Origin of the sequence: Streptomyces sp. NPDC088554 (assembly GCF_044752945.1) — a bacterium.
GTDB lineage: Bacteria > Actinomycetota > Actinomycetes > Streptomycetales > Streptomycetaceae > Streptomyces.
The window spans coordinates 116,103-141,962 of sequence record NZ_JBIVMF010000005.1 but is presented as its reverse complement, the minus strand read 5'-3'; the positions used below and the strand labels follow the sequence as shown (position 1 = coordinate 141,962).

The window sequence follows — 25,860 nt, the reverse complement described above, 5'->3', positions numbered from 1 at the left end:
CATTGAATGTACGTACATGCGCACACAGCCTGGCGAAGGTGTGTGTAGCAGGGCCGGAGGGACTTGAACCCCCAACCGCTGGTTTTGGAGACCAGTGCTCTACCAATTGAGCTACGACCCTTTGTGGTTTCCCCAACCTACCGCATCCGACCGGATGCGTGGAGTGCCCGGTATGGACTGGCGGCTGAAGGCCAACGACGAGTGAGTGTACGTGGTCGTCGGCCCTGCGTCGAACAGCTCCCCCCGACGGCTCGTCCGGCGGTCCTCCCGGCCCCCCGTCCGCTCGTATGTCCAATCCGCGAAACTTGTGTGCCGCGGAGGTTTCGGGTCTGGGACCATGGCCCCATGAGCGCTGCTGCAACCCCTCCGACCGAGCGCCGGGTCTCCGCCCGTATCGGCGCGATCTCCGAGTCCGCGACCCTCGCCGTGGACGCCAAGGCCAAGGCACTGAAGGCCGCCGGGCGTCCGGTGATCGGCTTCGGCGCGGGCGAGCCCGACTTCCCGACGCCCGGCTACATCGTCGAGGCCGCCGTCGAGGCCTGTCGTAACCCCAAGTACCACCGCTACACCCCGGCCGGTGGGCTCCCCGAGCTGAAGGCCGCCATCGTCGCGAAGACGCTGCGCGATTCCGGTTACGAGATCGAGCCCTCCCAGGTCCTGGTGACCAACGGGGGCAAGCAGGCGATCTACGAGGCGTTCGCGGCGATCCTGGACCCGGGCGACGAGGTCATCGTCCCGGCTCCGTACTGGACGACGTACCCCGAGTCGATCCGGCTGGCCGGCGGTGTCCCGGTAGAGGTCGTGGCCGATGAGACCACCGGCTACCGGGTCTCCGTCGAGCAGTTGGAGGCGGCCCGTACCGAGCGTACGAAGGTCGTGCTCTTCGTCTCCCCGTCCAACCCGACGGGCGCGGTCTACAGCGCGGCCGACACCGAGGCGGTCGGCCGCTGGGCCGTCGAGCACGGCCTGTGGGTGATGACGGACGAGATCTACGAGCACCTCGTCTACGGCGACGCCGCCTTCACCTCGCTGCCCGCCGTCGTGCCGGAGCTGCGCGACAAGTGCGTCGTCGTCAACGGAGTGGCCAAGACCTACGCCATGACCGGCTGGCGGGTGGGCTGGATCGTCGGCCCCCAGGACATCGTCAAGGCGGCGACCAACCTCCAGTCGCACGCCACCTCCAACGTCTCCAACGTCGCCCAGGTCGCGGCCATCGCCGCCCTCACCGGCGACCTCACCGCCGTCGCCGAGATGCGGACCGCCTTCGACCGGCGCCGCCAGGCCATCGTGCGGCTGCTGAACGAGATCGACGGCGTGCTCTGCCCGGAGCCCGAGGGCGCCTTCTACGCGTACCCCTCGGTGAAGGGCCTGCTCGGCAAGGAGATCCGCGGCAGGCGCCCGCAGACCTCCGTCGAGCTGGCGGCGCTGATCCTGGAGGAGGCCGAGGTCGCGGTCGTCCCGGGCGAGGCCTTCGGCACCCCGGGGTATCTGCGGCTGTCGTACGCGCTCGGTGACGAGGATCTCGCCGAGGGCCTCGCGCGGATGCAGAAGCTCCTCGCGGAGGCCCGCGACTAGCGGTTCGCACCATCGGAAAACGGGCTCCTGGACATGTCCAGGAGCCCGTTTTCCGTTCGGACAAGACCACGATCAGGGAAAGTGGCTGCCGCTTCGCCGATCCGTACGGCAGGATCTATGGATGGAGAGCACCATCCCTCGCGATCTCAGCCTGCTGCCCAAGGCACATCTGCATCTGCACTTCACCGGTTCGATGCGGCCCACCACCCTGCTCGAACTCGCCGACAAGTACGGCGTCCGGCTCCCCGACGCGCTGACCGGCGGCGAGCCTCCCCAGCTGCGCGCGACCGATGAGCGCGGCTGGTTCCGCTTCCAGCGGCTGTACGACATCGCCCGGTCCTGTCTGCGCTCGCCGGAGGACATCCAGCGGCTGGTGCGCGAGGCCGCCGAGGAGGATGTGCGCGACGGCTCCGGCTGGCTGGAGATCCAGGTCGACCCCACCTCGTACGCCCCTCACCTCGGCGGACTGATCCCGGCGCTGGAGGTCATCCTCGACGCCGTGGACTCGGCGTCGCGGGAGACCGGGCTCGGTATGCGCGTCCTGGTCGCGGCGAACCGGATGAAGCATCCACTGGAGGCCAGGACGCTGGCCAGGCTCGCCGTGCGGTACGCGGACCGGGGAGTCGTCGGCTTCGGGCTCTCCAACGACGAGCGCCGTGGCATGGCCAGGGACTTCGACCGCGCGTTCGCCATCGCCAGGGAGGGCGGGCTGCTGGCCGCTCCGCACGGCGGCGAGCTGACCGGGCCCTCGTCCGTACGGGACTGCCTGGACGACCTGCTGGCCGCCCGCATCGGGCACGGCGTACGCGCCGCCGAGGACCCCGAACTGCTGCGCAGGCTCGCGGAGCGCGGGGTGACCTGCGAGGTCTGCCCGTCCTCGAACGTCGCGCTCGGCGTCTACGAGAAACCCGAGGACGTCCCCCTGCGAGCCCTCTTCGACGCGGGCGTCCCCATGGCGCTCGGCGCGGACGACCCGCTGCTCTTCGGCTCCCGGCTGGCCGCGCAGTACGAACTGGCGCGGCGCCACCAGGGCTTCGACGACACCGAACTGGCCGAGCTGGCACGCCAGTCGGTACGGGGTTCGGCGGCGCCCGTGGAGGTACAGGAGAAGCTGCTCGCGGGCATCGACGCCTGGTTGGCGACCTGACGCGCGGTGTCCGGTGGGCGGTCCCCCGGCGCCGTCGGAGGCGACTCAGAGGTCGACGCCGACCGTCACCGGTTCGTTGACCAGCGTGATCCCGAACGCGTCCGCGACCCCGGCGACCACCTCGCGGGCGAGCGCCAGCAGATCCTCGGTGCTCGCCCCGCCCCGGTTGGTCAGGGCGAGGGTGTGCTTGGTGGAGATCCTGGCCGGGCCGCTGCCGTACCCCTTGGTGAAACCCGCCTTGTCGATCAGCCAGGCGGCGGAGGTCTTCGTGCGCCCCTCCCCCTCCGGGAATCCGGGCGGGGTCACCGTGTCGCCGAGGCGGGCCCTGGCGCGGGCGACGAAGTCCGCGTACTGCTGGTCGGTGAGGATCGGGTTGGTGAAGAAGGACCCGGCCGACCAGGTGTCGTGGTCCTCGGGGTCGAGCACCATGCCCTTGCCCGCCCGCAGCTTGAGGACGACGTCCCTGGCCTCGGCGGCGGGCACCCGGTCCCCCGGTTCGACGCCGAGCGCGCGGGCCGTCTCCGCGTACTTGAGGGGCGCGGAGAGCCCGCCCGCGTCCTCCAGGCCGAACCGGACCCGCAGAACGACCCAGCGCTCGGGCTGCTCCTTGAAGAGGCTGTGCCGGTACGAGAAGCCGCACTCCGCGTTGGAGAGCGTGACCGTCCCGCCCGTGGACCGGTCGTAGGCGACCACCTCGGTGATCGTGCCGGCCACCTCCTGGCCGTACGCGCCGACGTTCTGGATCGGGGTGGCGCCGGCCGAGCCGGGGATCCCGGCGAGGCACTCGATCCCGGCGAGGCCCGCCTCCACCGTACGGGCGACTGCGTCGGTCCAGATCTCTCCGGCGGCCAGCTCCAGCGTGGTGCCGTCGAGGATGAGGCCCTTGGTGGCGATGTGCAGGGCGGTGCCGTCGAAGCCCTTGTCCCCGATGACCAGATTGCTGCCGCCGCCGATGATCAGGAGCGGGGTGCCGGTGGTGTCCGCCTCACGGACGACGGCGATCACTTCGTCATCGGTGACGGCCGTGACGAGGCGCCCCGCGGGGCCGCCGAGGCGGAAGGTGGTCAGGGGCGCGAGTGGAGCGTCGTGGAGTTCCTGCACGGGGACAAGAGTACGGTCCACGGGGTTTCCCGGCGGGACCACGGGTTGCCCTGCGGAACGCGGGTTCTCGTGGAACACGGGTTCTCGTGGAACGCGGTAAGGGGCGCCTGCCATTGCGGGCGCCCCTTACCGAAGTGCCTCTGTTCAGGCGAGCTGGATGACGGCGCGGGACATGCCCAGCACCTTCCGTCCCGCGCTCATGGCCGTCAGATCCACCCGGACCCGGCTGTCGTCCAGCTTGGCCGCGACCTTGGCGCTGACCTCGACCAGCGCGCCCTCGTCGTCGTTGGGCACGACCACGGGCTTGGTGAAGCGGACGCCGTACTCGACGACGGCTCCCGGGTCGCCCGCCCAGTCGGTCACCACACGGATCGCCTCGGCCATGGTGAACATGCCGTGGGCGATGACGTCCGGGAGCCCGACCTCCTTGGCGAACTTCTCGTTCCAGTGGATCGGGTTGAAGTCCCCGGAGGCGCCCGCGTACCGCACGAGCGTCGCGCGCGTGACGGGGAACCGCTGGGACGGCAGCTCCGTGCCAACCTCGACCTCGTCGTAACCGATCTTCGCGGTCATCGGCTCACGCCTCCACGGCGGCGCGCGCCACCAGCTTGGTCCACGCGGTCACGACATGTTCGCCGGCCTCGTCGTGCACATCGCCGCGGACATCGATGATGTCGTTCCCGGCGAGGGACTTGATCGCCTCGATGGTGGAGGTGACCGTCAGCCGGTCCCCCGCGCGCACCGGGCGGGAGTACGCGAACTTCTGGTCGCCGTGTACCACTCGGCTGTAGTCCAGACCGAGCTGCGGATCGGCGATGACCACGCCCGCGGCCTTGAATGTGATCGCGAACACGAAGGTCGGCGGGGCGATCAGATCGATGTGCCCGAGAGCCTTGGCGGCCTCCGGATCGTTGTACGCCGGATTGGGATCGCCCACCGCCTCGGCGAACTCACGGATCTTCTCCCGACCGACCTCGTACGGCGCGGTGGGCGGATACGTACGCCCCACGAAGGACTGATCAAGCGCCACTGACTCGCTCCCTCCTGATGTAGCTGACCACAACAGATGATCACAGCAAACGACACGAGGCCGCCCCCAGTGGGGACGGCCTCGCATACGAGCCTGTTTCAGCGCGTTTCGCGGTGCGCGGTGTGCGAGTTGCAGCGCGGGCAGTGCTTCTTCATCTCAAGACGGTCCGGGTTGTTACGCCGGTTCTTCTTGGTGATGTAGTTCCGCTCCTTGCACTCCACGCAGGCCAGCGTGATCTTCGGGCGGACGTCGGTGGCAGCCACGTGAGTGCTCCTTGGACGGACAACGGATGAACGGATGAACGCATAAAAGAGTAGCCGATCGAAGGACCGACCCCACAATCGGCTACTTTTGTGTAGCGGTGACCGGACTTGAACCGGTGACACAGCGATTATGAGCCGCTTGCTCTACCGACTGAGCTACACCGCTTCGATGCTGGATCCCCTCGCCCGAAGGCGAGGTTCACCGAACATCTGAGCCCCAATACGGAATCGAACCGTAGACCTTCTCCTTACCATGGAGACGCTCTACCGACTGAGCTATTGGGGCGAGCGATGAAGACATTACACGCTCGGTCGCCGATCGCCCAAATCCGTTTCCCCGCCCCTTGCGCGTGCTTCTTCCCGGCCGTCCCGGAGCCCTCGTCCGCACCGTCGATACGCCACCAGTGGGCACGCCGGTACGACTATTTCGCTCCTCCGCGAAGCCCGGCGGAGGCGCCCCTAGGCTCGACCCCACCCTGAGTGATCTTGCACACCTCGGGTCCCGTCGCAGAGCCTCTCCAGGAGCCCGATGCCCGACAGCCAGCCGCAGCCCTCCGACGGTGCCACGGCCGACACCACCGCGCTCGTCCTCTGCGGCGCCCGTCTCACGGACGGCCGCACCGTCGACGTACGGCTGAGCGCGGGCCGGATCGAGGCCGTGGGCACGGTGGGCAGCCTCAGCACGCACGGCGCCCGGGTGGACCTCGCCGGCTATCTGCTGCTCCCCGCCCCCGCGGAACCGCACGCCCACGGCGACACCGCGCTCACCTCAGGGCCCCCGGGCGCGCCGGTCTCGTACTCCCCCGAGGAGGTGCAGCGCCGCGCCACCGAGGCCACGCTGCTGCAACTCGGCCACGGCGCGACCGCGCTGCGCTCCCACGTACGGATCGGGGACGCCCAGCGCCTCGGCCGGATGGAGGCGGTGCTCCAGGCCCGCCGCTCGCTGCGCGGGCTGGCCGATCTGACCGCCGTGGCCGTGCCCCGGCTGCTGACCGGGGTGGCGGGGGCGGACGGGCTGGCGATGCTGCGGGACGCGGTGCGGATGGGTGCGGGGGTGGTGGGCGGCTGCCCCGATCTGGACCCCGATCCGGTCGGCCATCTGGAGGCGGTCCTCGGTCTCGCCGCCGAGCACGGCTGCCCGGTGGATCTCCATACGGACGGCGCCGACCCGGCCGGGCTCGCCCGGCTCGCGGCGATGGCGGGCGGGATGCGCCAGGGCGTGACGCTCGGGCCCTGTGCGGGGCTGGCGCGGCTTCCGGCCGAGGTGGTGGCCCGCGCCGCCCAGCGGCTCGCGGCGGCCGGTGTGGCGGTCGTCTGCCTGCCCCAGGGCGGCTGTGGGGGCGTCGAGCGGGCCGGGGGCCCCGGTCGTACGGCCGCGGAGCGGGGCATGGCCCCCGTACGGCTGCTGCGGGCGGCCGGGGTGCGGGTCGCGGCGGGCGGTGGCGCGCTGCGGGACATCTCGAACCCGGTGGGGCGCGGCGACCCCCTGGAGGCCGCCTATCTGCTGGCCTCGCAGGGCGGGATGCGCTCGGCGGACGCGTACGGCGCGGTGAGCGCGGCGGCGCGGGCGGTGATGGGGCTGGCCGAGGTGCGGGTGGAGGCGGGTTTCCCCGCGGAGCTGCTGGCCGTGCGCGGGGAGCGGATCGAGGGGGTGCTGTCCCTCGCGTACAGCAGGATCGTCATCCACCGGGGGCGGGTGGTGGCGCGGACGAGCGCGGTACGGGAGTACTGCGACTCGGCGGCGGAGGTGGCGCTGGAGCTGCCGCGACAGGGCCGGTCGGACCTCGGTGCCTGAGCTCCACGCGCGCGTGCGGCGTACGGTCGTGACCATGCGAATGGTGATTGCCGGAGGACATGGTCAGATCGCGCTGCGCCTGGAGCGGCTGCTCTCGGCGCGCGGACACGAGGCGGCGGGCATCGTCCGCGATCCCGGGCAGGCGGACGATCTGCGGGCCGCCGGCGCCGAACCGGTCGTCCTGGACCTGGAGTCGGCCACGGTCGACGAGGTCGCGGCGGCGCTGGCGGGCGCGGACGCGGCGGTCTTCGCGGCGGGCGCGGGCGGCGGCAGCGGCGCGGCCCGCAAGGAGACGGTGGACCGCGGCGCCGCGGTCCTCTTCGCGGACGCCGCGGAGCGCGCGGGGGTACGGCGCCTGGTCGTCGTCTCCGCGATGGGCGCGGACCCGGATCACGCGGGCGACGAGGTCTTCGACGCCTACCTGCGCGCCAAGGGCGCGGCGGACGCGTACGTACGGTCAAGGGCCGCGCTCGACTGGACGATTCTGCGGCCGGGGATGCTGACGAACGACGCGGGGACGGGGCTTGTCGCGCTCGCGGGGTCGACGGGGCGCGGTCCGGTGCCCCGTGACGATGTGGCAGCGGTGCTGGCGGAGCTGTTGGAGACCCCGGAGACGGCCGGTCTGACGCTGGAGCTGATCAGCGGATCGGTGCCGGTGGCCGAGGCGACGGAGGCCGCCGTCGAGCGCTGAGCCGTTGCTCCACCGACTTCACTGGCTCAGCTGGCTCCACGAAGATGGCCCCTGATCCGCGTTTCCGCAGATCAGGGGCCATCTCTATCACGTGGCGGCGCTAGGATTCGAACCTAGGAAGGCTAAGCCGGCGGATTTACAGTCCGCTCCCATTGGCCACTCGGGCACACCGCCATGGGATGTTCGCTGCCGCTGGATGACCACTGGTGGGCGGCGCTCCTTGGCAACGACGTAAACAATACCCGATGCCCAGGGGTGCTCCGCCACTGGATTGATCAGCCCTCGGGGGCGGCTCGGGTAACTAAGCTTTACGCCGAGCGACTGGCGGTGTCCGGTCGCGCACGATCATGTGACGAGTACCCCACAGCACCCCACAGCACCGATTACAAGGAGCCCACAGGACATGGCCGACTCCAGTTTCGACATCGTCTCGAAGGTTGAGCGGCAGGAGATCGACAACGCTCTCAACCAGGCATCGAAGGAACTCGCCCAGCGGTACGACTTCAAGAACGTCGGGGCGTCGATCGGCTGGTCCGGCGAGAAGATCCTCATGCAGGCGAACTCCGAGGAGCGCGTCGCCGCGATCCTCGATGTCTTCCAGTCCAAGCTGATCAAGCGCGGTATCTCGCTGAAGGCGCTGGACGCCGGCGAGCCGCAGCTGTCCGGCAAGGAGTACAAGATCTTCGCCTCGATCGAGGAAGGCATCTCCCAGGACAACGCCAAGAAGGTCGCGAAGTTCATCCGCGACGAGGGCCCGAAGGGCATCAAGGCGCAGGTGCAGGGCGACGAGCTGCGGGTCAGCTCGAAGAGCCGTGACGACCTCCAGACCGTGATCGCCCTGCTCAAGGGGCAGGACTTCGACTTCGCCCTCCAGTTCGTGAACTACCGCTGACGGCCGACGCTGATCGAGTGATCCGGCCTGTACGGACGGATGTCGCCGGGCAGGCCGGTGTCCGCGGACGGAGTGGGCGACATGGGCGGAGAGCTGTTCCCGAGGTCGCGTGCGGTGATCGCGCCGGGGGCGGTGCATGTGCCTTCCTGGTTGCCGGAGGAGCGGCAGCGGGAGCTGGTGGCCGCTTGCCGCGACTGGGCGCGTGGGCCGGTGCCGATCCGGCACACCATCCTGCCGAACGGCGGTGTCATGTCCGTACAGACCGTGTGTGTGGGCTGGCACTGGCAGCCGTACCGCTACACCCGCACCGCCGGGGATGTGAACGGCGCCAGGGTCGCGGAGTTCCCCGACTGGCTCGTCCTGCTGGGGCGCGCCGCGGTCGCCGAGGCGTACGGGGATCCGGGCGCCGCCGCTTCGTACACCCCGGACACCGCGCTCATCAATTTCTACGGGGCGGACGCGCGGATGGGGCTGCACCAGGACAAGGACGAGCGGTCCGACGCCCCGGTGGTGTCCCTGAGCATCGGTGACAGCTGCGTCTTCCGCTTCGGCGGTACGGAGCACCGGGGGCGGCCGTACACCGATGTCGAGCTCTCCTCCGGTGACCTGTTCGTCTTCGGAGGAGAGTCGCGCTTCGCGTACCACGGCGTCCCCAAGGTCCGTCCGGGAACGGCCGATCCCGCGACGGGGATGAGCGGCGGACGGCTGAACATCACCCTGCGGGAGACGGGGCTCGGCCGGGCCGGGTGAGGCGGGGCGGGCTCCGCCGTCAGCGGGATCGCGAGTTGCCGAAGAGGATCCGGTACGCGATGAGCAGGATGAGCGCCCCGCCGATGGCGGCCAGCCAGGTGGCCCCGTCGTAGAAGTTGTTGTTGATCGGGTGGTCGAGCCAACGCGCCGATACCCAGCCGCCGATGAAGGCTCCCGCGATACCGATGAGGGTCGTGCCGATCAGGCCGCCGGGGTCGCGGCCGGGGAGCAGTATTTTGGCGACGGCCCCGGCGAGCAGTCCGAGAATGATCCAGCTGATGACGCCCATGCCATGGACCTGCCTTTCGCTCCGTGTTGCCGTTGTCCTGAAGGACGCCGCCGGGACGGACGACGGTTGCGCAAAACCGCAACTCACGGCGCGTGCACAGGAACACACAGGAACGCGGGAACCGCGCGGGACACTCCGGCGTATCAGCCGACGGACGCCGGCTGTTTCGCGGCGTGTCGTCCGGGCCGGATACTGGCCGCGGACAGTGACGACCGACAGCGCACGCGGAAGGCAATACCCATGAAGCTCATCGAGCTGATCCTCAACGTCCTCTGGCTGGTTTTCTGCGGGATCTGGATGGCGCTCGGGTACGTCATCGCGGCCGTCATCTGCTTCGTCCTGATCGTGACGATCCCCTTCGGGATCGCCTCCCTGCGGATCGCCGGATACGTCCTGTGGCCCTTCGGCCGTACGACGGTCGAGCGCCCGGGTGCCGGGGCACCCTCCCTCATCGGCAACATCATCTGGGTCATCTTCGGCGGCTGGTGGCTGGCGCTCGGTCACCTGCTGACCAGCATCCCGCTGTTCGTCTCGATCATCGGGATCCCCTTCGGCTGGGCGAACCTGAAGATGATCCCCATCTCGCTGATGCCGCTGGGCCGGGAAATCGTCTCGACGGACGAGCGCTTCGGCGGCCGCTAAGTGCCGTGACCGGCAATGTTTGCCCCATGAGGAGCGTCGTCCAGCGTGCGACCGCAAGGCGGCCGGGATCCCTCGGTGGGGGCACCTTCCATGCCCTCAAGGCTATGGGGGAGGAGCTACTGGGTCGTGTCGCGAAAGTCCCCGTATCTCTGCCGGTCAGGGGCGGTGGCCCGCCATCTTCTCCAGTCGCGCGATGCGCTCCGCCATCGGCGGGTGGGTGGAGAACAGCTTCGAGACGCCGGCTCCGGGCCGGAAGGGGTTCGCGATCATCATGTGGCTCGCGGCCTCGATCCTCGGCTCGGGCGGCAGCGGGAGCTGCTTCGTACCGGCCTCCAGCTTGCGCAGCGCGTCGGCGAGGGCGAGCGGGTCACCGGTGAGCCGCGCGCCCGAGGCGTCCGCCTCGTACTCGCGGGAACGACTCACCGCGAGCTGGATCACCGAGGCGGCGAGCGGCCCCAGCAGCATGATCAGCAACATGCCGACCAGGCCGGGGCCGTCGTCGTCGTTGGAGCGGCCGATGGGGATGAGCCAGGCGAAGTTGACCAGGAACATCACCACGGAGGCGAGCGCCCCGGCGACGGACGAGATCAGGATGTCCCGGTTGTAGACATGGCTCAGCTCGTGGCCGAGGACCCCGCGCAGCTCGCGCTCGTCGAGGATGTGCAGGATGCCGTCCGTGCAGCAGACCGCGGCGTTGCGCGGGTTGCGGCCGGTGGCGAACGCGTTGGGCGCCTGCGTCGGCGAGATGTACAGCCGAGGCATGGGCCGGCGGGCGGCGGTCGAGAGTTCGCGGACGATCCGGTAGAGCTGTGGTGCCTCGAACTCGCTGACGGGGCGGGCCCGCATGGCGCGCAGCGCGAGCTTGTCGCTGTTCCAGTAGGCGTACGCGTTGCTGCCGATCGCCACGACGAGCGCGATGATCAGGCCCGTACTGCCGAAGAAACTGCCGATCCCGATGATGAGCGCTGACAGTCCCCCGAGGAGTACGGCGGTCCTCAGCCCATTGTGCCGACGGTGCACGGTACGCCCTCCAAGTGGTGCGGCAGGGGAACCCTTTACGTGGTGCTGCTCCACTCTCCAGTGGACCCTTCCTCACCGGTCAACGCCAGGCGAGCGGTCCGGGTTCCCTGCGGCTCCGGGCAGGGGCGTACACCTGTCCGGGGGAGGTGACGGAGAAGCGGGCTGTCCGGGAGGGGCTGCAGCGGTTCGGGAGGGGCTGCAGCGGCCCGAGGGCTTCAGAAGAGGCTGACTCCGGCGAAGCGCAGCACCAGTTGCGGCAGTCCCGACAGGACCACACCGGCGGCGGCGGTCAGCGCGATGGCCGCGGTGACGGCCGGGGCCGTGGCTACGGGGGCGGCCGGTTCGCCCGTACCGGCGTCCTCGGGGGCCTGGAAGAGGACGGCCGTCCACCGGAGGTAGTAGAAGAGCGCGATGACGACGTTGACGGCCATGACGACGGCCAGCCAGCCGAGGCCCGCGTCGACGGCCGAGGAGAAGACCGTGACCTTGGCGAACAGGCCGATGATGCCCGGGGGCAGCCCGGCCAGGCAGAGCAGGAAGAAGCCCATGGAGAGGGCGACGAGCGGCCGGCGGGCGTAGAGGCCCCGGTAGTCGGAGACGCGGTTCAGCGGTTCCGTACGGGCCACCAGGGTGACGACGGCGAAGGCGCCGAGGTTGACGACGGCGTACATCAGGGCGTACGCGACGGTGGAGCCGACCCGGTCCTCTCCCGCGTACGCGGCGGCGGCGATCGGCACCAGGAGGTAGCCCGCCTGGGCGACGGACGACCAGGCCAGGAGCCGTACCGCGCTCCACGCGCGCGTGGCCGACTGGCGCACTGCCGCCACGTTGCCGAGGGTCATGGTGAGCGCGGCGAGGACCGCGAGGGCGGGGCCCCAGACGTTTCCGTACGAGGGGAACGCGATGACGGTCACCAGGATGAGGCCGGAGAAGCCGACCGCCTTGCCGACGACGGAGAGGTACGCGGCGATGGGCAGGGGCGCTCCCACATAGGTGTCGGGGACCCAGAAGTGGAACGGGGCCGCGGCCGTCTTGAAGGCGAAGCCGACCAGGGTGAGGGCGATGCCGGCCTTGGCGAGGGTCTCCAGCCGGCCGGGGACGTCGTCCAGGTGGGCGGCGATCTCGCCGAGGTGCAGGGTGCCGGTGGTGGCGTACACGAAGCTGACGCCCAGCAGCATCACGGCGGTCGCGGTGACGGAGGAGAGGAAGAACTTGAGCGCCGCCTCGGAGGAGAGCCGGTCGCCGCGCCTGAGCCCGACCAGGGCGAAGGCGGGCAGGGAGGCGACTTCGAGGGCGACGACCAGGGTGACGAGATCGCGCGAGGCGGGCAGCAGGGCCGCGCCGGACGCCGAGGCGAGCAGCAGGAACCAGTACTCCCCCACGGGGAGGTCCTTGCTGTCGTGGAGGGAGAGCAGCACGGTCAGCAGCGCTCCGCCGAGCACCAGCGCCTGGACGACCAGGGCGAAGTGATCGGCGGTGTAGCTGCATACGTCGGCGTTGTCCGTCAGGCAGAACGTCGTGCGGTCGCCGGCGCGCAGCGGTACGAGCGCGAGGAGCGCGGCGGCGAGTCCGGCGACCGCGACACCGCCGAGGAGCGGCTTGCGGTGTTCGGGGACGAAGAGGTCGGCGACCAGCACGATCAGGGCGACCGCCGCTGTGATGGCGGGGGGCGCGATGGCCTGCCAGTCGATCGACTGGACGAGGCCGGCGGCGCTCTCGGTGGCCACGGTCACGACTTGCCTCCTGCGAGGAGCTTCTGCACGGCGGGGTCGGTGAGGCCGAGCAGGATCGCGGGCCAGAGTCCGGCGAGGACAGTCAAGGCGACGAGCGGGGTCCAGGCGGCGAGTTCATAGGGCTGGACGTCGGCGAAGCGCGGGGCGTCGCGCGGCGGCTCCTCCTGTGGCGTCGTGTCCTCCTGTGGCATCGCGGCTTCCCGTGGCGTCGCGCCCATGCAGACACGGCGTACGACCACCAGGAGATAGGCGGCGGTGAGCAGGGTGCCGAGGCCCGCGACCGCCATGAAGGTGCGGAATGCGGGGCGGCTGAGTCCTTCGGCGGGGTTGAACGCGCCGAACATGGTGAGCATCTCGCCCCAGAATCCGGCCAGTCCCGGCAGTCCGAGGGAGGCGACGGCCGCGAAGGCGACCAGCCCGCCGAGGCGGGGCGCCCGGCCGTAGAGCGCGGCGCCCGTCGCCCCCGCGAGCGTGTCGAGGTCGGCGGTGCCGTAGCGGTCCTTGAGAGCGCCGACCAGGAAGAAGAGCAGGCCGGTGATGAGGCCGTGGGCGATGTTGGCGAAGAGCGCGCCGTTGACCCCGGTGGGTGTCATGGTCGCGATGCCCAGCAGGACGAAGCCCATGTGGCCGACCGAGGAGTAGGCGATCAGCCGCTTGAGGTCGCCGCCCGCGCCCATCGGGGGGATGCGCGCGGAGCCCGTCGACGAGGGGTGGCGGTCGGGTGATGGGAGGGCAAGGGCGAGGCAGGCGAGGGAGCCGTAGACGATGCCGACGACGGCGAAGGCCCCGAGGTAGGGCGCGAAGGTCCGCATCCCGTCGGGGGCGATGGGCAGGATGATACGGACGAATCCGTACGTACCCATCTTGAGCAGGACTCCGGCGAGGAGTACGGATCCCACGGTCGGCGCGGCGGTGTGGGCGTCCGGCAGCCAGCTGTGCAACGGCCACATCGGGGTCTTCACCGCGAGCCCGACACCGATCGCCAGAACGGCGATGACCTGCACGGATGTACTGAGTCCCCGGCCGTTGTCAGTGGCGAGTGCCATCATGTCGAACGTGCCTGCGTCGAGCCCGATGAGCAGCAGGCCGAGCAGCATGACCACGGAACCGAGCAGCGTGTAGAGGATGAATTTCCAGGCGGCGGCCTGCCTGCCGCCGGTGACTCCTTCCGAGCCGCCCCAGCGGGCGATCAGGAAGTACATCGGGATCAGCACCATCTCGAACGCCAGGAAGAACAGCAGCAGATCGAGGACGGCGAAGGTGGCGAGCGTGCCGGATTCGAGCACCAGGATCAGTGCGACGAACGCCTTGGGCGAGGGGCCCTCGGGCATTTTGAAGTAGCTGTGGAGCGCGCACAGGAAGGTCAGCAGCGCGGTCAGGACCAGGAGGGGGAGGGAGATGCCGTCGATGCCGAGGTGGATCCGCACGTCCAGCGCCGGGATCCAGCTGATGTCGGTCGTGGCCTGCATCCTCGACGCGTGGTGGCGGTCGAAGCCGAGCGCCAGGACGACCGTGGCGAGAAGGATCGCGCCGGTGACGGTCACGCCGTGGCGGAGTACGGCCTGGTCGGGGTTCTTCCCCCGCAGTCCCGGCGGTGCGGGCAGCAGGGCCGCCACGGCGCCGACGAGCGGCCCGACGATGATCAACGCGAGAAGGAGCTGCATCACGGACTCACTGATATCGATCACGGCTCACGCTCCGGCTGCGACGAGTACGACGGCGATGGCCAGGACGACGGAGCCGGCGAGCAAAGCGCTGAGGTAGGTCTGTACGTTGCCGGTCTGCGCACGGCGTACGGCGGCGCCGAGCCAGCGGGTGCCGGTGCCCGCGCCGCGTACGTAGGTGTCGACGACCTCGCGGTCGAGGAAGCGGACGAGCTGGGCGGCGGCCAGCACGGGGCGTACGAACAGCTGGTGGTAGACGGCGTCGAGGTGGAAGCCGGCCGCCGCGTGCCGGTGCAGCGGCCCCAGCAGGAGCCGACCGGGGTCGGCCGGGTCGTGGGCGCTCGCGGCCGAGCCGTAGCTGCGGGCGTGGGCCTCCATGGCCTCGACCTCCGCGAGGGCGGGTTCGGCCTGGGGGTGGGCGACAGCGGCGGCCATCGGGGTGCGGGCGGCCAGCGCGGTGGTGTGCCGCCAGACCGCGTAGGTGATCAGGCCGCCGACGAGCGCGACCCCGGTGCCCAGGACGGAGGTGGTGAGGTTCGGGGCGAGGCTGTGTCCGTCGAACCAGTCGGTGAGACGGCCGACGGTCAGACCGAGAGCGAGGGAGGGGATCGCCAGCACCCACAGGACCATGTTCATGGCGAGCGGCTGCCTGCCGTGGTCGGGCGCCGGGCGGGCTCCCCGGCCGCGGAAGGCGAGCAGCCAGAGACGGGTGGCGTAGGCGGCGGTGAGCAGCGCGGCGAGCAGACCGGCGATCAGTACGGTCCAGCCCGCGGCGCCGGGGGCGGTGCTCCCTTCGGCGACCGAGGTGCCGAGTGCGGCGTGCTCGGCGGCGACGAGCACGGACTCCTTGGAGAAGAAGCCGGCGAAGGGCGGGATCGCGGCCAGCGCCAGCAGGGCGACAGTCATCGTCCAGTAGGCGTCGGGAATGCGTTTCGGCAGGTCGCGCATGCGGGACATGGTGGCCAGCGAGTTGGTGCCGGCGGCGTGGATGACCACACCGGCGCCAAGGAAGAGGAGTGCCTTGAAGAAGCCGTGCGAGAGGAGATGGAAGACGGCCGCGCCCCGGTCGCCCACCGCCAGGGCGCCCGACATGTAGCCGAGCTGACCGATGGTCGAGTAGGCGAGGACCCGCTTGATGTCGTCCTGGGCGAGGGCGGCGAGCGCCGAGCCGACCATGGTGACCGCGGCCATCGCCGCCAGCACCACCAGGGCCGCCGCCGAGGCGGCGAACACGGGGAGGAGCCGGGCCACGAAATAGATACCGGCGGCGACCATCGTCGCGGCGTGGATCAGCGCGGAGACGGGCGTGGGGCCCGCCATCGCGTCGGGCAGCCAGGTGTGCAGCGGGAACTGGGCGGATTTGCCCGCCACCCCCGCCAGCAGCAGGAGCGCGATCAGGGTGGGGTGGGAGAGGCCACCGTCCTCGACGGTCTTCAGGATGCCGGTGATCCGGAACGTACCGGCGTCGGAGGCGAGGGCGAACAGCCCGATGAGGAAGGGGACATCGCCGAGCTTGGTGACCAGGAACGCCTTGAGGGAGGCCGCGCGGGCCTCGGGGGTCTCCCAGTAGTGGCCGACGAGGAAGTACGAGCAGATGCCCATGATCTCCCAGCCGACCAGCAGCACCATCAGATCGCCGGAGTAGACGACGAGGAGCATCGCGGAGGTGAAGAGGGAGACCAGGGCGGCGTACGACGGATAGCGCGCGTCGTCGCGCAGATAGCCCGTCGAGTAGATCTGCACGCACGACGCGACGACGCCGACGAGGACGGCGACCAGGGCCGCGAAGCCGTCGATGTGCAGGGCGAGGTCGATGGGGACCGATCCCGTGGGCGTGAGCCGGGTGACCGCGTCCAGCGGCGCCGTACCGCTCCCCGCGCCGCCGCCCTGACGTACGGCCACCACGACGGCGAGCGCGGCCGCGCCCAGCGCCGGCAGCACGGCCAGGGGGCGTACGAACCCGGGCGCGGCACGTCCGGACAGCAGTCCGGCGACAGCGCCCAGGAACGGAAGGAGGGGGACGAGCACGGCGAGGGTCGTGGTGGTCACGCGGTGGCCTCAGCCTTCTGTGCCGGAGCGGCGGGGTCTTCCGGCTCGCCGGACCCGGTGTCATCGGTGCCGTCCGGGCCTTCGGCGGTGTCGCGGAGCCTGTCGATGTCCGAGGTGCCACGGTTGCGGTACACCATCAGGACGATCGCCAGACCGATACCGATCTCCGCGGCGGCGATGGCGATGACGAAGAGCGTGAGCGCCTGGCCGGTGTGCAGGGTGTCGCGGAGCCAGACGTCGAAGGCGACGAGGTTGAGGTTGACGGCGTTGAGCATCAGCTCGACGGACATCAGGACGAGGATCGCGTTGCGGCGCGCGAGCACCCCGTACAGCCCGACGCAGAACAGGAGGGCCGCGAGCACGGCGGGATAGGCAAGATGCATCAGCGCTGCTCCTTACCTTTGCCGGTGCTGTTCTTGCGGGACAGGACGATGGCGCCGACCAGGGCGGCCAGCAGCAGCACGGACAGCGCTTCGAAGGGCAGCACCCAGTTCCGGAAGAGGAACTGGCCAGAGACCTCGGTGGAGCCCTGGGTCGGTCCGTCCAGCTCGATCCAGGTCGTACGGAACGCGTCGACGACCACCCAGACCAGCGAGGCGGCCGCGACCACGGCCACCGCCAGAGCGACCGGGCGGTTGCCCGAATCGGCGTCCGGGGAACGGCCGATGGGCGCCTTGGTGAGCATCAGCCCGAAGAGGAGGAGGACCACGATGGACCCGACATAGATCAGGACCTGCACCCAGGCGATGAACTCCGCCGTCAGCAGCAGGTATTCGACGGCCAGCCCGCCGAGCGCCACGACCAGCCAGAGGGCCGCGTGCACCAGCTGCTTGGTCGTGACCGTGACAAGGGCCGCGCCGAGAGTCAGCAGTCCCACGAGGAGGAAGGCGATCTCCACTCCGGTCGGTGACAGGAAACCGGGTCCGGCCGCCGCGATGGTCAGGGGGGTCACTCGCCGGCCCCCGGCTCCCGCTGGGCCGCCTCGGCCGCCGCCGCTTCAGCCGCTGCCGTCTCGGCCGCCGCTGCTGCCGCTGCTGCCGTCTCGGCCGCTGCTGCTGCCGCCGCTGCTGCCGCCGCCGCGAGTTTGTCGGCGGTCTTGCGGGCCGCGCCCAGCTCCTTCGGCTCCTCGGCACCCGGGTCGAGCGCGGGCGGCGCGGGGACCGTCCACATCCATTCGCGGAGTTTGTCCCGCTCGTGGGTGAGTTCCAGGATGTCCGTCTCCGCGTACTCGAACTCCGGTGACCAGAAGAGCGCGTCGAAAGGACAGACCTCGATGCAGATACCGCAGTACATACAGAGCGAGAAGTCGATGGCGAACCGGTCGAGGACGTTACGGCTGCGCTCGCGCCCGCCGGGGGCCACCGCCGGGGCCGTCTCCTTGTGCGAGTCGATATAGATGCACCAGTCGGGGCACTCACGGGCGCAGAGCATGCAGACCGTGCAGTTCTCCTCGAAGAGCCCGATCACCCCGCGGCTGCGGGGCGGGAGTTCGGGCTGTGCTTCCGGGTACTGCTCGGTGACGGACTTCCTCGTCATCGTACGAAGCGTGACGGCCAGGCCCTTGGCCAGGCCGGAGCCGGGGATGGGAGGCATGGTTAGTTGATCGCCACCTTCACGATGCCGGTGAGCGCGATCTGCGCGAGAGCGAGCGGGATGAGAACGGTCCAGGCGAGTTTCTGCAGCTGGTCCTCGCGCAGCCGCGGATAGCTCACGCGCAGCCAGATGACGACGAAGGCGAGCACGGCCGCCTTGAGCAGGGTCCAGACCCAGCCGAGCCCGTCCTCACCGAACGGCCCGTGCCAGCCGCCGAGGAAGAGGACGGTCGTCAGCGCGCAGAGGACGACGATGCCCGCGTACTCGGCGAGCAGGAACAGCGCGAAGCGCAGACCGGTGTACTCGGTGTAGGCGCCGAAGATGATCTCGGAGTCGGCGACCGGCATGTCGAAGGGCGGTCGCTGGAGTTCCGCGAGCCCCGCGACGAAGAAGACCAGGGCTCCGACGATCTGCCACGGCAGCCACCACCACTCGAAGGCGTTGAGGATGCCGGGCAGCGACACGGTTCCGGCCGCCATCGCGACGGACGCGGCGGCGAGCAGCATCGGCAGCTCGTACGCGAGCAGTTGCGCGGCGGTGCGCAGACCGCCGAGGAGGGAGAACTTGTTGGCCGAGGCCCAGCCCGCCATGAGCGAGCCGAGCACGCCGACCCCCATCACCGCGAGCACGAAGAAGACGCCCGCGTCGACGACCTGGCCGACCGCGCCCTCGCTCGGGCCGATCGGGATGACGAGAACGACGAGGAGATACGGCAGGAGCGCGACGGCGGGGGCGAGCTGGAAGACACGGCGATCGGCGTTGGCCGGGATCACATCTTCCTTCTGTACGAACTTCACACCGTCCGCGACGAGCTGGGCCCAGCCGTGGAAACCGCCCGCGTGCATAGGGCCGAGGCGGCCCTGCATATGGGCCATCACCTTGTGCTCGGTCTGGCCGACCACGAGGGGGACGACCATGAACACGGTGAAGACGATGGCCAGCCGGAGGGCGACGTCGAGTACGTCGTTCACGCGTCTCCTTCGGGGCGGTCGCTCTCGGGGGTGGCCGGGTGCGGCGGTTTGCCGGGCTCGGGCGTGCTGCCACCGCCCTCGTCGCCGAAGGCCGGACGCGGCTGATGCCACGGCGCGTCCGCCCCCGCGGCCGACGGAGCAGCGGGGGCGGCCGGGGGCGGCGGAGAGGCGGGCGCGGCAGGCGCGGTGGTCTCCTGCTGCTGGCTCGCCGAGCCGCCCGTGACGCTGCGCGCGCGGCGGACCGGACGGTCCCGTACGGGCCGGTCACCGGCACCGGCGGCGGCGCCTGCTGCACCCGCGGCGCGCGCACCACGGGCCGGGCGGGCCGGGGCCGGGGGCAGCTGGCCCTTGAGCGGACCCCACTCGTTCGGGTCGGGGACCCCGGGCGGGAGCATCTGCCGGCGTTTGGGGCCGCCGTGCTCGGACTCCCCCGGCTCCTTCGCGCCGGGCCACGCCTTGGCGACCCGGGCCGCGAGGACGAAGTCCTTGCGCAGCGGATGGCCCTCGAAGGTCTCCGGGAGCAGCAGGGGTACGAGGTTCGGGTGGCCGGTGAAGGAGACGCCGAACATCTCGTGCGTCTCCCTCTCGTGCCAGTCCGCGCCCGCGTAGACCTCGACGGCCGTCGGCAGGACGGGCTTCTCGTGGGGCACGGTCGTACGGATCAGGAGGCGCCGGACCGTACCGCCGCCCAGGGCGACGAGATGCGCGCAGACCCGGAAGCCGGTGCCCGGCTCGTCGACGGCGCTCAGCCAGTCGAAGTAGGTGCAGCCGAGCCGGTCACGGGCCGTTTCGAGCGCGGTGGTCCAGGAGTCGGCGGGGACGTCGACGGTCAGGAGGTCGTAGGCGCGTTCTGCCGTGGCGGCGGCGCCGAAGATCTCGGCGGCGGTGTCCGGGAGCCCGTCGTACGGGTGCGCGTTCACGGAGCGGTCTCCCCCGGGGTCGTACCCGGCGCGGTTCCCGGGGTCGCACTTGACGCCGTGCCCGAGGCCACACTTGACGCCGTACCCGAGGCCACACTTGACGCCGTACCCGGGGCCGCACTTGACGCCGTACCCGAGGCCACACTTGACGCCGTACCCGGGGCCGCACTTGACGCCGTACCCGGTGTCGGTGGGGCCGTGACCAGGCCGCTGCGGAGCGCGGCGGTCGAGGGGCGGCCCGCCGGGGCGTACCGCTCGCCGAGCGACTCGCGGGCGATCTTCTCCTGGAGCTTCAGAATGCCCTGGAGCAGCGCTTCGGGGCGCGGCGGGCAGCCCGGCACATAGACGTCGACCGGGATGATCTGGTCGACGCCCTTCGTCACGGAGTAGGAGTCCCAGTACGGGCCACCGCAGTTGGAGCAGGCGCCGAAGGAGATCACGTACTTGGGCTCGGGCATCTGCTCGTACAACCGCTTGACCGCCGGTGCCATCTTGTCCGTGACCGTGCCGGACACGACCATCAGGTCCGCCTGGCGGGGGCCCGGCGCGAAGGGGATCACGCCGAGCCGGATGAAGTCGTGCCGGGCCATGGAGGCGGCGATGAACTCGATCGCGCAGCAGGCGAGCCCGAAGTTGAAGACCCAGAGGCTGTAGCGGCGGCCCCAGTTGAGGACCACCTTCATGGGTTCGGGGGCCAGCCGGGAGAGTACGCCGAGCCGGGGTTCCGGCAGCGGTACGGGGGCGGTCGCGCGGGCGGTGGGGGGCGTCGCGCCGGGGGTCACGTCCATTCGAGGACGCCCTTCTTCCATGCGTAGAGCAGTCCCACGGCCAGGAAGCCGAGGAAGACGAACATCTCGACCAGTGTCGTGGCGCCGTATCCGGGGGCGGCGAAGACGGTCGCCCAGGGGAACAGGAAGATCGAGTCGACTGCGAAGATCACGTAGAGAAAGGCGTAGATGTAGTAGCGGACCTGGGTGTGGGCCCAGCCCTCGCCGACCGGGTCGACACCGCATTCGTAGGTGAGCAGTTTCTCCGGCGTCGGCACTACCGGCCGCAGCAGCCGTCCCGCTCCGAAGGCCACGGCGACGAACAGCACACCGACGACCGCGAGCAGTCCGACCACTGAATAGCTCTGGAAGTAGTCCGACGCGAGAACGGTCGGTTGCGACACGTCCGCCCCTCGCTCCCTGACCTCGTAGCAACTTCATCGGCGTTTCCGACGATCTGTACGGACCGGAGTCTAGGCCCTGTTAAAGGGGCCGTAAGCAGTCGCGTCCGAAGAGCGGAGCGAAGGGTGGGGTCATCCCTGGTTCGGGGTGGGGTTGTCCCTGACCGGGGTGGGGTTACCCCTACCCCGCCTCTCCGAGCCGCCCCATGGCGTACGGCACATGGGGCGGGCAGGCTGGGCGCGACTGACCGTACGGCCTTATGCGGCCACGCCACCGCCCGGCCGCCCCTCCCCCTGTCCTGTCCGGCTGTCTCCTCGCGGCGGGCCGGAGCCATCCAGATGCTGGAATGCTGGAGCGCACGGATGGACAGGCTTCGGCAGTGGGGGAATTCAGGACCGTGAAGGACGCGCGGGACAAGGTGCGGGCGGTCATCGCCGAGGACTCGGCGCTGCTCCGGGAGGGGCTGACACGGCTGCTGACCGACCGAGGACACGAGGTGGTCGCCGGGGACGGGGACGGGAGGCGTTGACCAAGGCCGTCGACGAGCCAGCGGACCAGGGCGCGCTGCCCGATGTGGTCGTCGCGGATGTGCGGATGCCGCCGACCCACACCGACGAGGGCGTACGGGCGGCCGTGCGGCTGCGCCGGGACCATCCGGGGGTCGGGGTGCTGGTGCTGTCGCAGTACGTCGAGGAGCAGTACGTCGAGGAGCAGTACGCCACCGAGCCGCTGGCCGGCAGCAGCCGGGGCGTGGGGTATCTGCCTCAAGGACCGGGTGGCCGAGGTCCGGGTGGCCGAGGTCCGGGAGTTCGTGGACGCCGTGGTCCGGGTGGCCAGGGGCGGCACCGCGCTGGACCCCGAGGCCGTGGCCCAGTTGCCGGGCCGCAGCCGCAAGCAGGACGTGCTGTCCGGGCTGACCCCGCGTGAGCGGGAGGTCCTGGGGCTGATGGCCGAGGGACGGACGAATTCGGCGGTGGCGAAGGAGCTGGTGGTGAGTGACGGAGCGGTCGAGAAGCAGGTCGGCGATATCTTCCTGAAGCTCGGCCTCTCGCCGAGCGTAGGGGGACCACCGCCGGGTCCTGACCATGCTGACGTATCCCAGGAACTGACACCTGTCGCTCCCGGGAACGCCCCCACGACCGTCCTCTGTTCGCCGGATCACGGTCGGACCGGATGCGCAGGGAATGCGGTGGACCGGAAGTCCTGGAACCAGAAGTCCTGGAACCAAAGGATGAGAGCCGATCGAGCCTTCACCGAGGCGACCCGGAGCGATTCAGGGGTGACCAATCATGACAGAACCGCACATTCCCGCACCCCGAAAGGGCTTCCACCCTACGCTTGGTAAGGAGATCGTGACTCTTATCGACGTAGGGTGGAATCCGGGACCTCCGGGCAGCCCGCCGGTCCCGAGCCGCCGCCTCGAAGGAGGTCCATTCAGTGACCAGCCAGGTCAGTAGCCCGGCCGAGCAGGCCGATGAGGCCGACGACGCGAGCGAGAACGACCGCGCCGTCGGCGAACAGCGCACCCCGCCGACGGCGGGGGCAGGCGAGAAGCAAGTGCGTCGTCTCGATCGAGTGATTATCCGTTTCGCGGGTGACTCGGGTGACGGGATGCAGTTGACGGGGGACCGGTTCACGTCGGAAACGGCGTCGTTCGGGAACGATCTGTCGACGCTGCCGAACTTTCCGGCCGAGATCCGGGCGCCTGCCGGAACCCTGCCGGGTGTCTCCTCGTTCCAACTGCACTTCGCCGACCACGACATCCTCACCCCGGGCGACGCGCCCAATGTGCTGGTCGCGATGAATCCGGCCGCGCTGAAGGCGAACATCGGCGATGTGCCCCGTGGCGCGGACATCATCGTGAACACCGACGAGTTCACCAAGCGGCCGATGGCCAAGGTCGGTTATCCGACCTCGCCGCTCGAAGACGGCTCGCTCGACGCCTACCAGCTCCACCCGGTGCCGCTGACAACCCTGACGATCGAGGCGCTCAAGGGGTTCGGGCTCTCCCGCAAGGAGGCCGAGCGGAGCAAGAACATGTTCGCGCTCGGGCTGCTGTCGTGGATGTATCACCGGCCGACCGAGGGCACGGAGAAGTTCCTCCGGGCCAAGTTCGCCGGGAAACCGCAGATCGCCGAGGCGAACGTGGCCGCGTTCCGCGCCGGCTGGAACTTCGGCGAGACCACCGAGGACTTCGCCGTCAGCTACGAGGTCGCCCCGGCCAGCACCGCCTTCCCGGCCGGCACCTACCGCAACATCTCCGGGAACCTCGCCCTGTCGTACGGCCTGATCTCCGCCGCCCATCAGGCGGAGCTGCCGCTCTACCTCGGCTCGTACCCGATCACCCCGGCCTCGGACATCCTGCACGAGCTGTCCCGGCACAAGAACTTCGGCGTACGGACCTTCCAGGCCGAGGACGAGATCGCGGCCATCGGCGCGGCGCTGGGCGCGGCGTTCGGCGGTGCGCTCGCGGTGACGACCACCTCGGGCCCCGGGGTGGCGCTCAAGTCGGAGACGATCGGGCTGGCGGTCTCTCTGGAACTGCCGCTGCTCGTCGTCGCCATCCAGCGCGGCGGCCCCTCGACGGGTCTGCCGACCAAGACGGAGCAGGCGGATCTGCTCCAGGCGATGTACGGGCGCAACGGCGAGGCCCCGGTCCCGGTGGTCGCGCCCCGGACCCCGGCGGACTGTTTCGACGCGGCGCTGGAGGCCGCCCGGATCGCGCTGACCTACCGGACCCCCGTCTTCCTGCTGTCCGACGGCTATCTCGCCAACGGTTCCGAGCCGTGGCGGATCCCGGAGCCCGGGGAACTCCCGGACCTGCGAGTGGAGTTCGCCACCGGCCCCAACCACGAGCTGGCGGACGGCACCGAGGTGTTCTGGCCGTACAAGCGCGATGCGCGGACCCTGGCCCGTCCCTGGGCCGTGCCCGGCACGCCCGGTCTCGAACACCGTATCGGCGGCATCGAGAAGCAGGACGGCACGGGCAATATCTCCTACGACCCGGCCAACCACGACTTCATGGTGCGCACCCGCCAGGCCAAGATCGACGGCATCGAGGTCCCCGAGCTGGCCGTCGACGATCCGGACGGCGCCCACACCCTGGTGCTGGGCTGGGGCTCCACGTACGGGCCGATTACCGCCGCCGTCCGTCGGCTCCGGAAGGACGGTGTCCCGATCGCCCAGGCGCATCTGCGCCATCTGAACCCCTTCCCGCGCAACCTCGGAGAGGTTCTCCTCCGCTACGACAAGGTCGTCGTACCGGAGATGAACCTCGGCCAGCTCGCCACCCTGCTCCGGGCCAAATATCTGATCGACGCCCATTCGTACAACCAGGTCAATGGGATGCCTTTCAAGGCCGAGCAGCTCGCCACGGCGCTCAAGGAGGCCATCGATGTCTGATTCCAACGAGTTGCTGTCCCTGGTGCCCCGGGCCGTGGCCGAGCAGTCCATGAAGGACTTCAAGTCCGACCAGGAAGTCCGCTGGTGTCCCGGCTGCGGCGACTACGCCGTCCTCGCCGCCGTCCAGGGCTTCATGCCCGAACTCGGCCTCGCCAAAGAGAACATCGTCTTCGTCTCCGGCATCGGCTGCTCCTCCCGTTTCCCGTATTACATGAACACCTACGGAATGCACTCCATCCACGGCCGCGCCCCCGCCATCGCCACCGGGCTCGCCACTTCGCGCCGCGATCTGTCCGTCTGGGTCGTCACCGGTGACGGCGACGCCCTGTCCATCGGCGGCAACCATCTGATCCACGCGCTGCGCCGGAACGTCAATCTGAAGATCCTGCTGTTCAACAACCGGATCTACGGACTGACCAAGGGCCAGTACTCCCCCACCTCCGAGGTCGGAAAGATCACCAAGTCGACGCCGATGGGCTCGCTCGACGCGCCCTTCAACCCCGTGTCACTGGCGATCGGCGCGGAAGCCTCCTTCGTGGCCCGCACCGTCGACTCCGACCGCAAGCACCTGACGGAGGTCCTGCGGCAGGCCGCCGACCACCCCGGCACCGCGCTCGTGGAGATCTACCAGAACTGCAATATCTTCAACGACGGCGCCTTCGAAGCCCTCAAGGACAAGGAGAAGGCCCAGGAAGCGGTGATCCGGCTGGAGCACGGACAGCCGATCCGCTTCGGCGTGGACGGCTCGAAGGGCGTGGTACGGGACCCGGCCACCGGCGATCTGGAAGTCGTCGCCGTGACCGCGGAGAACGAGTCGCGGATCCTTGTCCACGACGCACACGCCACCAGCCCCACCACGGCGTTCGCGCTCTCCCGGCTCGCCGACCCGGACACCCTGCACCACACGCCCATCGGTGTGCTGCGCAGTGTCCAGCGGCCCGTCTACGACACCCTCATGTCCGACCAGCTCGACGCGGCCGTCGAGCGGCACGGCAAGGGCGACCTCGCCGCCATGCTCGCCGGAAGCGACACCTGGACCGTCGTCGGCTAGGCCGTTTCCCGCAAGAAACAGCGGGACAGGGGTCCGGATCTCTCAGGAGGTCCGGACCCCGCCCGTTCCGCCGTCCTGCGCTTCGCCGCGCGCGCCGACCCGTTCGCCGTTCC

The 25,860-nt window shown here is 70.2% G+C and carries 25 protein-coding genes, 4 tRNA genes and 1 pseudogene; 10 read left to right on the top strand and 20 right to left on the bottom strand.

Features of this window, described 5'->3' with window-relative positions; translation table 11 throughout:
* Positions 1-48: 48 nt before the first annotated feature.
* Positions 49-121 (bottom strand) — tRNA-Trp (locus ACIP8W_RS08050).
* A gap of 224 nt (positions 122-345) precedes the next feature.
* Here ACIP8W_RS08050 and ACIP8W_RS08045 point away from each other — a divergent pair.
* A complete protein-coding gene (locus ACIP8W_RS08045; protein WP_401951690.1) occupies positions 346-1,575 on the top strand; it encodes a pyridoxal phosphate-dependent aminotransferase in 1,230 nt (409 codons plus the stop codon).
* 121 nt (positions 1,576-1,696) lie between these two features.
* Positions 1,697-2,722, top strand: a complete 1,026-nt coding sequence (locus tag ACIP8W_RS08040; protein WP_401951693.1) for an adenosine deaminase — start codon at positions 1,697-1,699, stop codon at positions 2,720-2,722.
* A gap of 45 nt (positions 2,723-2,767) precedes the next feature.
* On the opposite strand, the gene ACIP8W_RS08035 is transcribed toward ACIP8W_RS08040, so the two are convergent.
* The 6 genes from ACIP8W_RS08035 to ACIP8W_RS08010 form a co-directional block, all read right to left on the bottom strand.
* Positions 2,768-3,823, bottom strand: coding sequence for a UDP-N-acetylmuramate dehydrogenase (locus ACIP8W_RS08035; protein WP_402202364.1), 1,056 nt, complete (start codon positions 3,821-3,823; stop codon positions 2,768-2,770).
* A gap of 144 nt (positions 3,824-3,967) precedes the next feature.
* A complete protein-coding gene (locus tag ACIP8W_RS08030; protein ID WP_401951697.1) occupies positions 3,968-4,396 on the bottom strand; it encodes a MaoC family dehydratase in 429 nt (142 codons plus the stop codon).
* A gap of 4 nt (positions 4,397-4,400) precedes the next feature.
* Positions 4,401-4,853 carry a MaoC family dehydratase N-terminal domain-containing protein gene (locus tag ACIP8W_RS08025; RefSeq protein WP_401951699.1) on the bottom strand — a complete coding sequence of 151 codons (453 nt, stop codon included), beginning with the start codon at positions 4,851-4,853 and terminating at the stop codon, positions 4,401-4,403.
* Positions 4,854-4,951: 98 nt separating this feature from the next.
* Entirely contained in the window at positions 4,952-5,116 is a 165-nt protein-coding gene (gene rpmG, locus ACIP8W_RS08020) for a 50S ribosomal protein L33 (RefSeq protein WP_003956487.1), read from the bottom strand.
* 93 nt (positions 5,117-5,209) lie between these two features.
* Positions 5,210-5,282: transfer RNA gene (locus ACIP8W_RS08015), tRNA-Met, on the bottom strand.
* A gap of 47 nt (positions 5,283-5,329) precedes the next feature.
* Positions 5,330-5,402 (bottom strand) — tRNA-Thr (locus ACIP8W_RS08010).
* A 243-nt stretch (positions 5,403-5,645) separates the two neighbouring features.
* On the opposite strand from ACIP8W_RS08010, the gene ACIP8W_RS08005 reads away from it, so the two are divergent.
* Together ACIP8W_RS08005 and ACIP8W_RS08000 are read left to right on the top strand one after the other, a co-directional pair.
* Complete coding sequence (locus ACIP8W_RS08005; protein WP_402202362.1) at positions 5,646-6,911, top strand: hydrolase; 1,266 nt, start codon at positions 5,646-5,648, stop codon at positions 6,909-6,911.
* A gap of 34 nt (positions 6,912-6,945) precedes the next feature.
* Positions 6,946-7,602, top strand: a complete 657-nt coding sequence (locus tag ACIP8W_RS08000; RefSeq protein ID WP_401951705.1) for an SDR family oxidoreductase — start codon at positions 6,946-6,948, stop codon at positions 7,600-7,602.
* 92 nt (positions 7,603-7,694) lie between these two features.
* Here ACIP8W_RS08000 and ACIP8W_RS07995 read toward each other — a convergent pair.
* Positions 7,695-7,776 (bottom strand) — tRNA-Tyr (locus tag ACIP8W_RS07995).
* 229 nt (positions 7,777-8,005) lie between these two features.
* On the opposite strand from ACIP8W_RS07995, the gene ACIP8W_RS07990 reads away from it, so the two are divergent.
* A complete protein-coding gene (locus ACIP8W_RS07990) occupies positions 8,006-8,494 on the top strand; it encodes a YajQ family cyclic di-GMP-binding protein (protein WP_114659695.1) in 489 nt (162 codons plus the stop codon).
* A gap of 81 nt (positions 8,495-8,575) precedes the next feature.
* Positions 8,576-9,244, top strand: coding sequence for an alpha-ketoglutarate-dependent dioxygenase AlkB family protein (locus ACIP8W_RS07985; RefSeq protein ID WP_401951707.1), 669 nt, complete (start codon positions 8,576-8,578; stop codon positions 9,242-9,244).
* Positions 9,245-9,263: 19 nt separating this feature from the next.
* On the opposite strand, the gene ACIP8W_RS07980 is transcribed toward ACIP8W_RS07985, so the two are convergent.
* Positions 9,264-9,533: a GlsB/YeaQ/YmgE family stress response membrane protein gene (locus tag ACIP8W_RS07980; protein ID WP_401951710.1), complete on the bottom strand. Its 270-nt coding sequence runs from the start codon at positions 9,531-9,533 to the stop codon at positions 9,264-9,266.
* Positions 9,534-9,773: 240 nt separating this feature from the next.
* Here ACIP8W_RS07980 and ACIP8W_RS07975 point away from each other — a divergent pair, with 240 nt between their 5' ends.
* A complete protein-coding gene (locus ACIP8W_RS07975) occupies positions 9,774-10,175 on the top strand; it encodes a YccF domain-containing protein (RefSeq protein ID WP_401951713.1) in 402 nt (133 codons plus the stop codon).
* Between the two features lie 156 nt (positions 10,176-10,331).
* Here the strand turns inward: ACIP8W_RS07975 and htpX are convergent, their stop codons facing one another.
* From htpX to ACIP8W_RS07920, 11 genes are all read right to left on the bottom strand, one after another.
* Positions 10,332-11,195 carry a zinc metalloprotease HtpX gene (gene htpX, locus ACIP8W_RS07970; protein WP_401951716.1) on the bottom strand — a complete coding sequence of 288 codons (864 nt, stop codon included), beginning with the start codon at positions 11,193-11,195 and terminating at the stop codon, positions 10,332-10,334.
* A 215-nt stretch (positions 11,196-11,410) separates the two neighbouring features.
* The gene (locus tag ACIP8W_RS07965) at positions 11,411-12,928 is read right to left on the bottom strand and encodes an NADH-quinone oxidoreductase subunit N (RefSeq protein ID WP_401951719.1); all 1,518 of its coding nucleotides are present in this window, start codon (positions 12,926-12,928) and stop codon (positions 11,411-11,413) included.
* Positions 12,925-14,592 (bottom strand): NADH-quinone oxidoreductase subunit M, encoded by a 1,668-nt coding sequence (locus tag ACIP8W_RS07960; protein WP_401952138.1) that lies wholly within the window; start codon positions 14,590-14,592, stop codon positions 12,925-12,927. Before ACIP8W_RS07960 ends, ACIP8W_RS07965 begins: the two co-directional genes overlap by 4 nt.
* Positions 14,593-14,619: 27 nt before the next feature.
* The gene (locus ACIP8W_RS07955) at positions 14,620-16,641 is read right to left on the bottom strand and encodes an NADH-quinone oxidoreductase subunit L (RefSeq protein WP_401951721.1); all 2,022 of its coding nucleotides are present in this window, start codon (positions 16,639-16,641) and stop codon (positions 14,620-14,622) included.
* Positions 16,638-17,024 carry an NADH-quinone oxidoreductase subunit NuoK gene (gene nuoK / locus ACIP8W_RS07950; RefSeq protein ID WP_401951724.1) on the bottom strand — a complete coding sequence of 129 codons (387 nt, stop codon included), beginning with the start codon at positions 17,022-17,024 and terminating at the stop codon, positions 16,638-16,640. Before nuoK ends, ACIP8W_RS07955 begins: the two co-directional genes overlap by 4 nt.
* Entirely contained in the window at positions 17,024-17,593 is a 570-nt protein-coding gene (locus tag ACIP8W_RS07945; protein WP_401951727.1) for an NADH-quinone oxidoreductase subunit J, read from the bottom strand. The genes nuoK and ACIP8W_RS07945 overlap by 1 nt, the downstream gene beginning before the upstream one ends.
* A complete protein-coding gene (locus ACIP8W_RS07940; RefSeq protein WP_402202357.1) occupies positions 17,590-18,234 on the bottom strand; it encodes a NuoI/complex I 23 kDa subunit family protein in 645 nt (214 codons plus the stop codon). The genes ACIP8W_RS07945 and ACIP8W_RS07940 overlap by 4 nt, the downstream gene beginning before the upstream one ends.
* 2 nt (positions 18,235-18,236) lie before the next feature.
* On the bottom strand, positions 18,237-19,205 hold the full coding sequence (locus ACIP8W_RS07935; protein ID WP_401951733.1) for an NADH-quinone oxidoreductase subunit H: 969 nt from the start codon (positions 19,203-19,205) through the stop codon (positions 18,237-18,239).
* Positions 19,202-20,125 (bottom strand): NADH-quinone oxidoreductase subunit C, encoded by a 924-nt coding sequence (locus ACIP8W_RS07930; protein WP_401951736.1) that lies wholly within the window; start codon positions 20,123-20,125, stop codon positions 19,202-19,204. The genes ACIP8W_RS07935 and ACIP8W_RS07930 overlap by 4 nt, the downstream gene beginning before the upstream one ends.
* Positions 20,122-20,913, bottom strand: coding sequence for an NADH-quinone oxidoreductase subunit NuoB (nuoB, locus tag ACIP8W_RS07925; RefSeq protein WP_402202354.1), 792 nt, complete (start codon positions 20,911-20,913; stop codon positions 20,122-20,124). Before nuoB ends, ACIP8W_RS07930 begins: the two co-directional genes overlap by 4 nt.
* A complete protein-coding gene (locus tag ACIP8W_RS07920) occupies positions 20,904-21,296 on the bottom strand; it encodes an NADH-quinone oxidoreductase subunit A (RefSeq protein ID WP_401951742.1) in 393 nt (130 codons plus the stop codon). The genes nuoB and ACIP8W_RS07920 overlap by 10 nt, the downstream gene beginning before the upstream one ends.
* Before the next feature lie 416 nt (positions 21,297-21,712).
* On the opposite strand from ACIP8W_RS07920, the pseudogene ACIP8W_RS07915 reads away from it, so the two are divergent.
* The 3 genes and pseudogenes from ACIP8W_RS07915 to ACIP8W_RS07905 all read left to right on the top strand — a co-directional run bounded on the left by ACIP8W_RS07915 (position 21,713) and on the right by ACIP8W_RS07905 (position 25,747).
* Positions 21,713-22,403, top strand: a pseudogene (locus ACIP8W_RS07915) (response regulator).
* Positions 22,404-22,731: 328 nt separating this feature from the next.
* The gene (locus ACIP8W_RS07910; RefSeq protein WP_401951745.1) at positions 22,732-24,696 is read left to right on the top strand and encodes a 2-oxoacid:acceptor oxidoreductase subunit alpha; all 1,965 of its coding nucleotides are present in this window, start codon (positions 22,732-22,734) and stop codon (positions 24,694-24,696) included.
* Complete coding sequence (locus tag ACIP8W_RS07905) at positions 24,689-25,747, top strand: 2-oxoacid:ferredoxin oxidoreductase subunit beta (RefSeq protein ID WP_401951747.1); 1,059 nt, start codon at positions 24,689-24,691, stop codon at positions 25,745-25,747. The genes ACIP8W_RS07910 and ACIP8W_RS07905 overlap by 8 nt, the downstream gene beginning before the upstream one ends.
* The last annotated feature ends 113 nt before the right edge of the window (positions 25,748-25,860 follow it).

Coding starts and splice junctions, on each gene's coding strand:
- ACIP8W_RS07990 (WP_114659695.1), top strand. CDS start 8,006: ATGGCCGACTCCAGTTTCGACATCGTCTCGAAGGTTGAGCGGCAGGAG.
- ACIP8W_RS07905 (WP_401951747.1), top strand. CDS start 24,689: ATGTCTGATTCCAACGAGTTGCTGTCCCTGGTGCCCCGGGCCGTGGCC.
- ACIP8W_RS08005 (WP_402202362.1), top strand. CDS start 5,646: ATGCCCGACAGCCAGCCGCAGCCCTCCGACGGTGCCACGGCCGACACC.
- ACIP8W_RS08030 (WP_401951697.1), bottom strand. CDS start 4,396: ATGACCGCGAAGATCGGTTACGACGAGGTCGAGGTTGGCACGGAGCTG.
- ACIP8W_RS07940 (WP_402202357.1), bottom strand. CDS start 18,234: ATGCCTCCCATCCCCGGCTCCGGCCTGGCCAAGGGCCTGGCCGTCACG.
- ACIP8W_RS07980 (WP_401951710.1), bottom strand. CDS start 9,533: ATGGGCGTCATCAGCTGGATCATTCTCGGACTGCTCGCCGGGGCCGTC.
- nuoB (WP_402202354.1), bottom strand. CDS start 20,913: ATGGACGTGACCCCCGGCGCGACGCCCCCCACCGCCCGCGCGACCGCC.
- ACIP8W_RS08000 (WP_401951705.1), top strand. CDS start 6,946: ATGCGAATGGTGATTGCCGGAGGACATGGTCAGATCGCGCTGCGCCTG.
- ACIP8W_RS07960 (WP_401952138.1), bottom strand. CDS start 14,592: ATGCAGCTCCTTCTCGCGTTGATCATCGTCGGGCCGCTCGTCGGCGCC.
- ACIP8W_RS07975 (WP_401951713.1), top strand. CDS start 9,774: ATGAAGCTCATCGAGCTGATCCTCAACGTCCTCTGGCTGGTTTTCTGC.
- ACIP8W_RS07985 (WP_401951707.1), top strand. CDS start 8,576: ATGGGCGGAGAGCTGTTCCCGAGGTCGCGTGCGGTGATCGCGCCGGGG.
- nuoK (WP_401951724.1), bottom strand. CDS start 17,024: ATGCATCTTGCCTATCCCGCCGTGCTCGCGGCCCTCCTGTTCTGCGTC.
- ACIP8W_RS08040 (WP_401951693.1), top strand. CDS start 1,697: ATGGAGAGCACCATCCCTCGCGATCTCAGCCTGCTGCCCAAGGCACAT.
- ACIP8W_RS08045 (WP_401951690.1), top strand. CDS start 346: ATGAGCGCTGCTGCAACCCCTCCGACCGAGCGCCGGGTCTCCGCCCGT.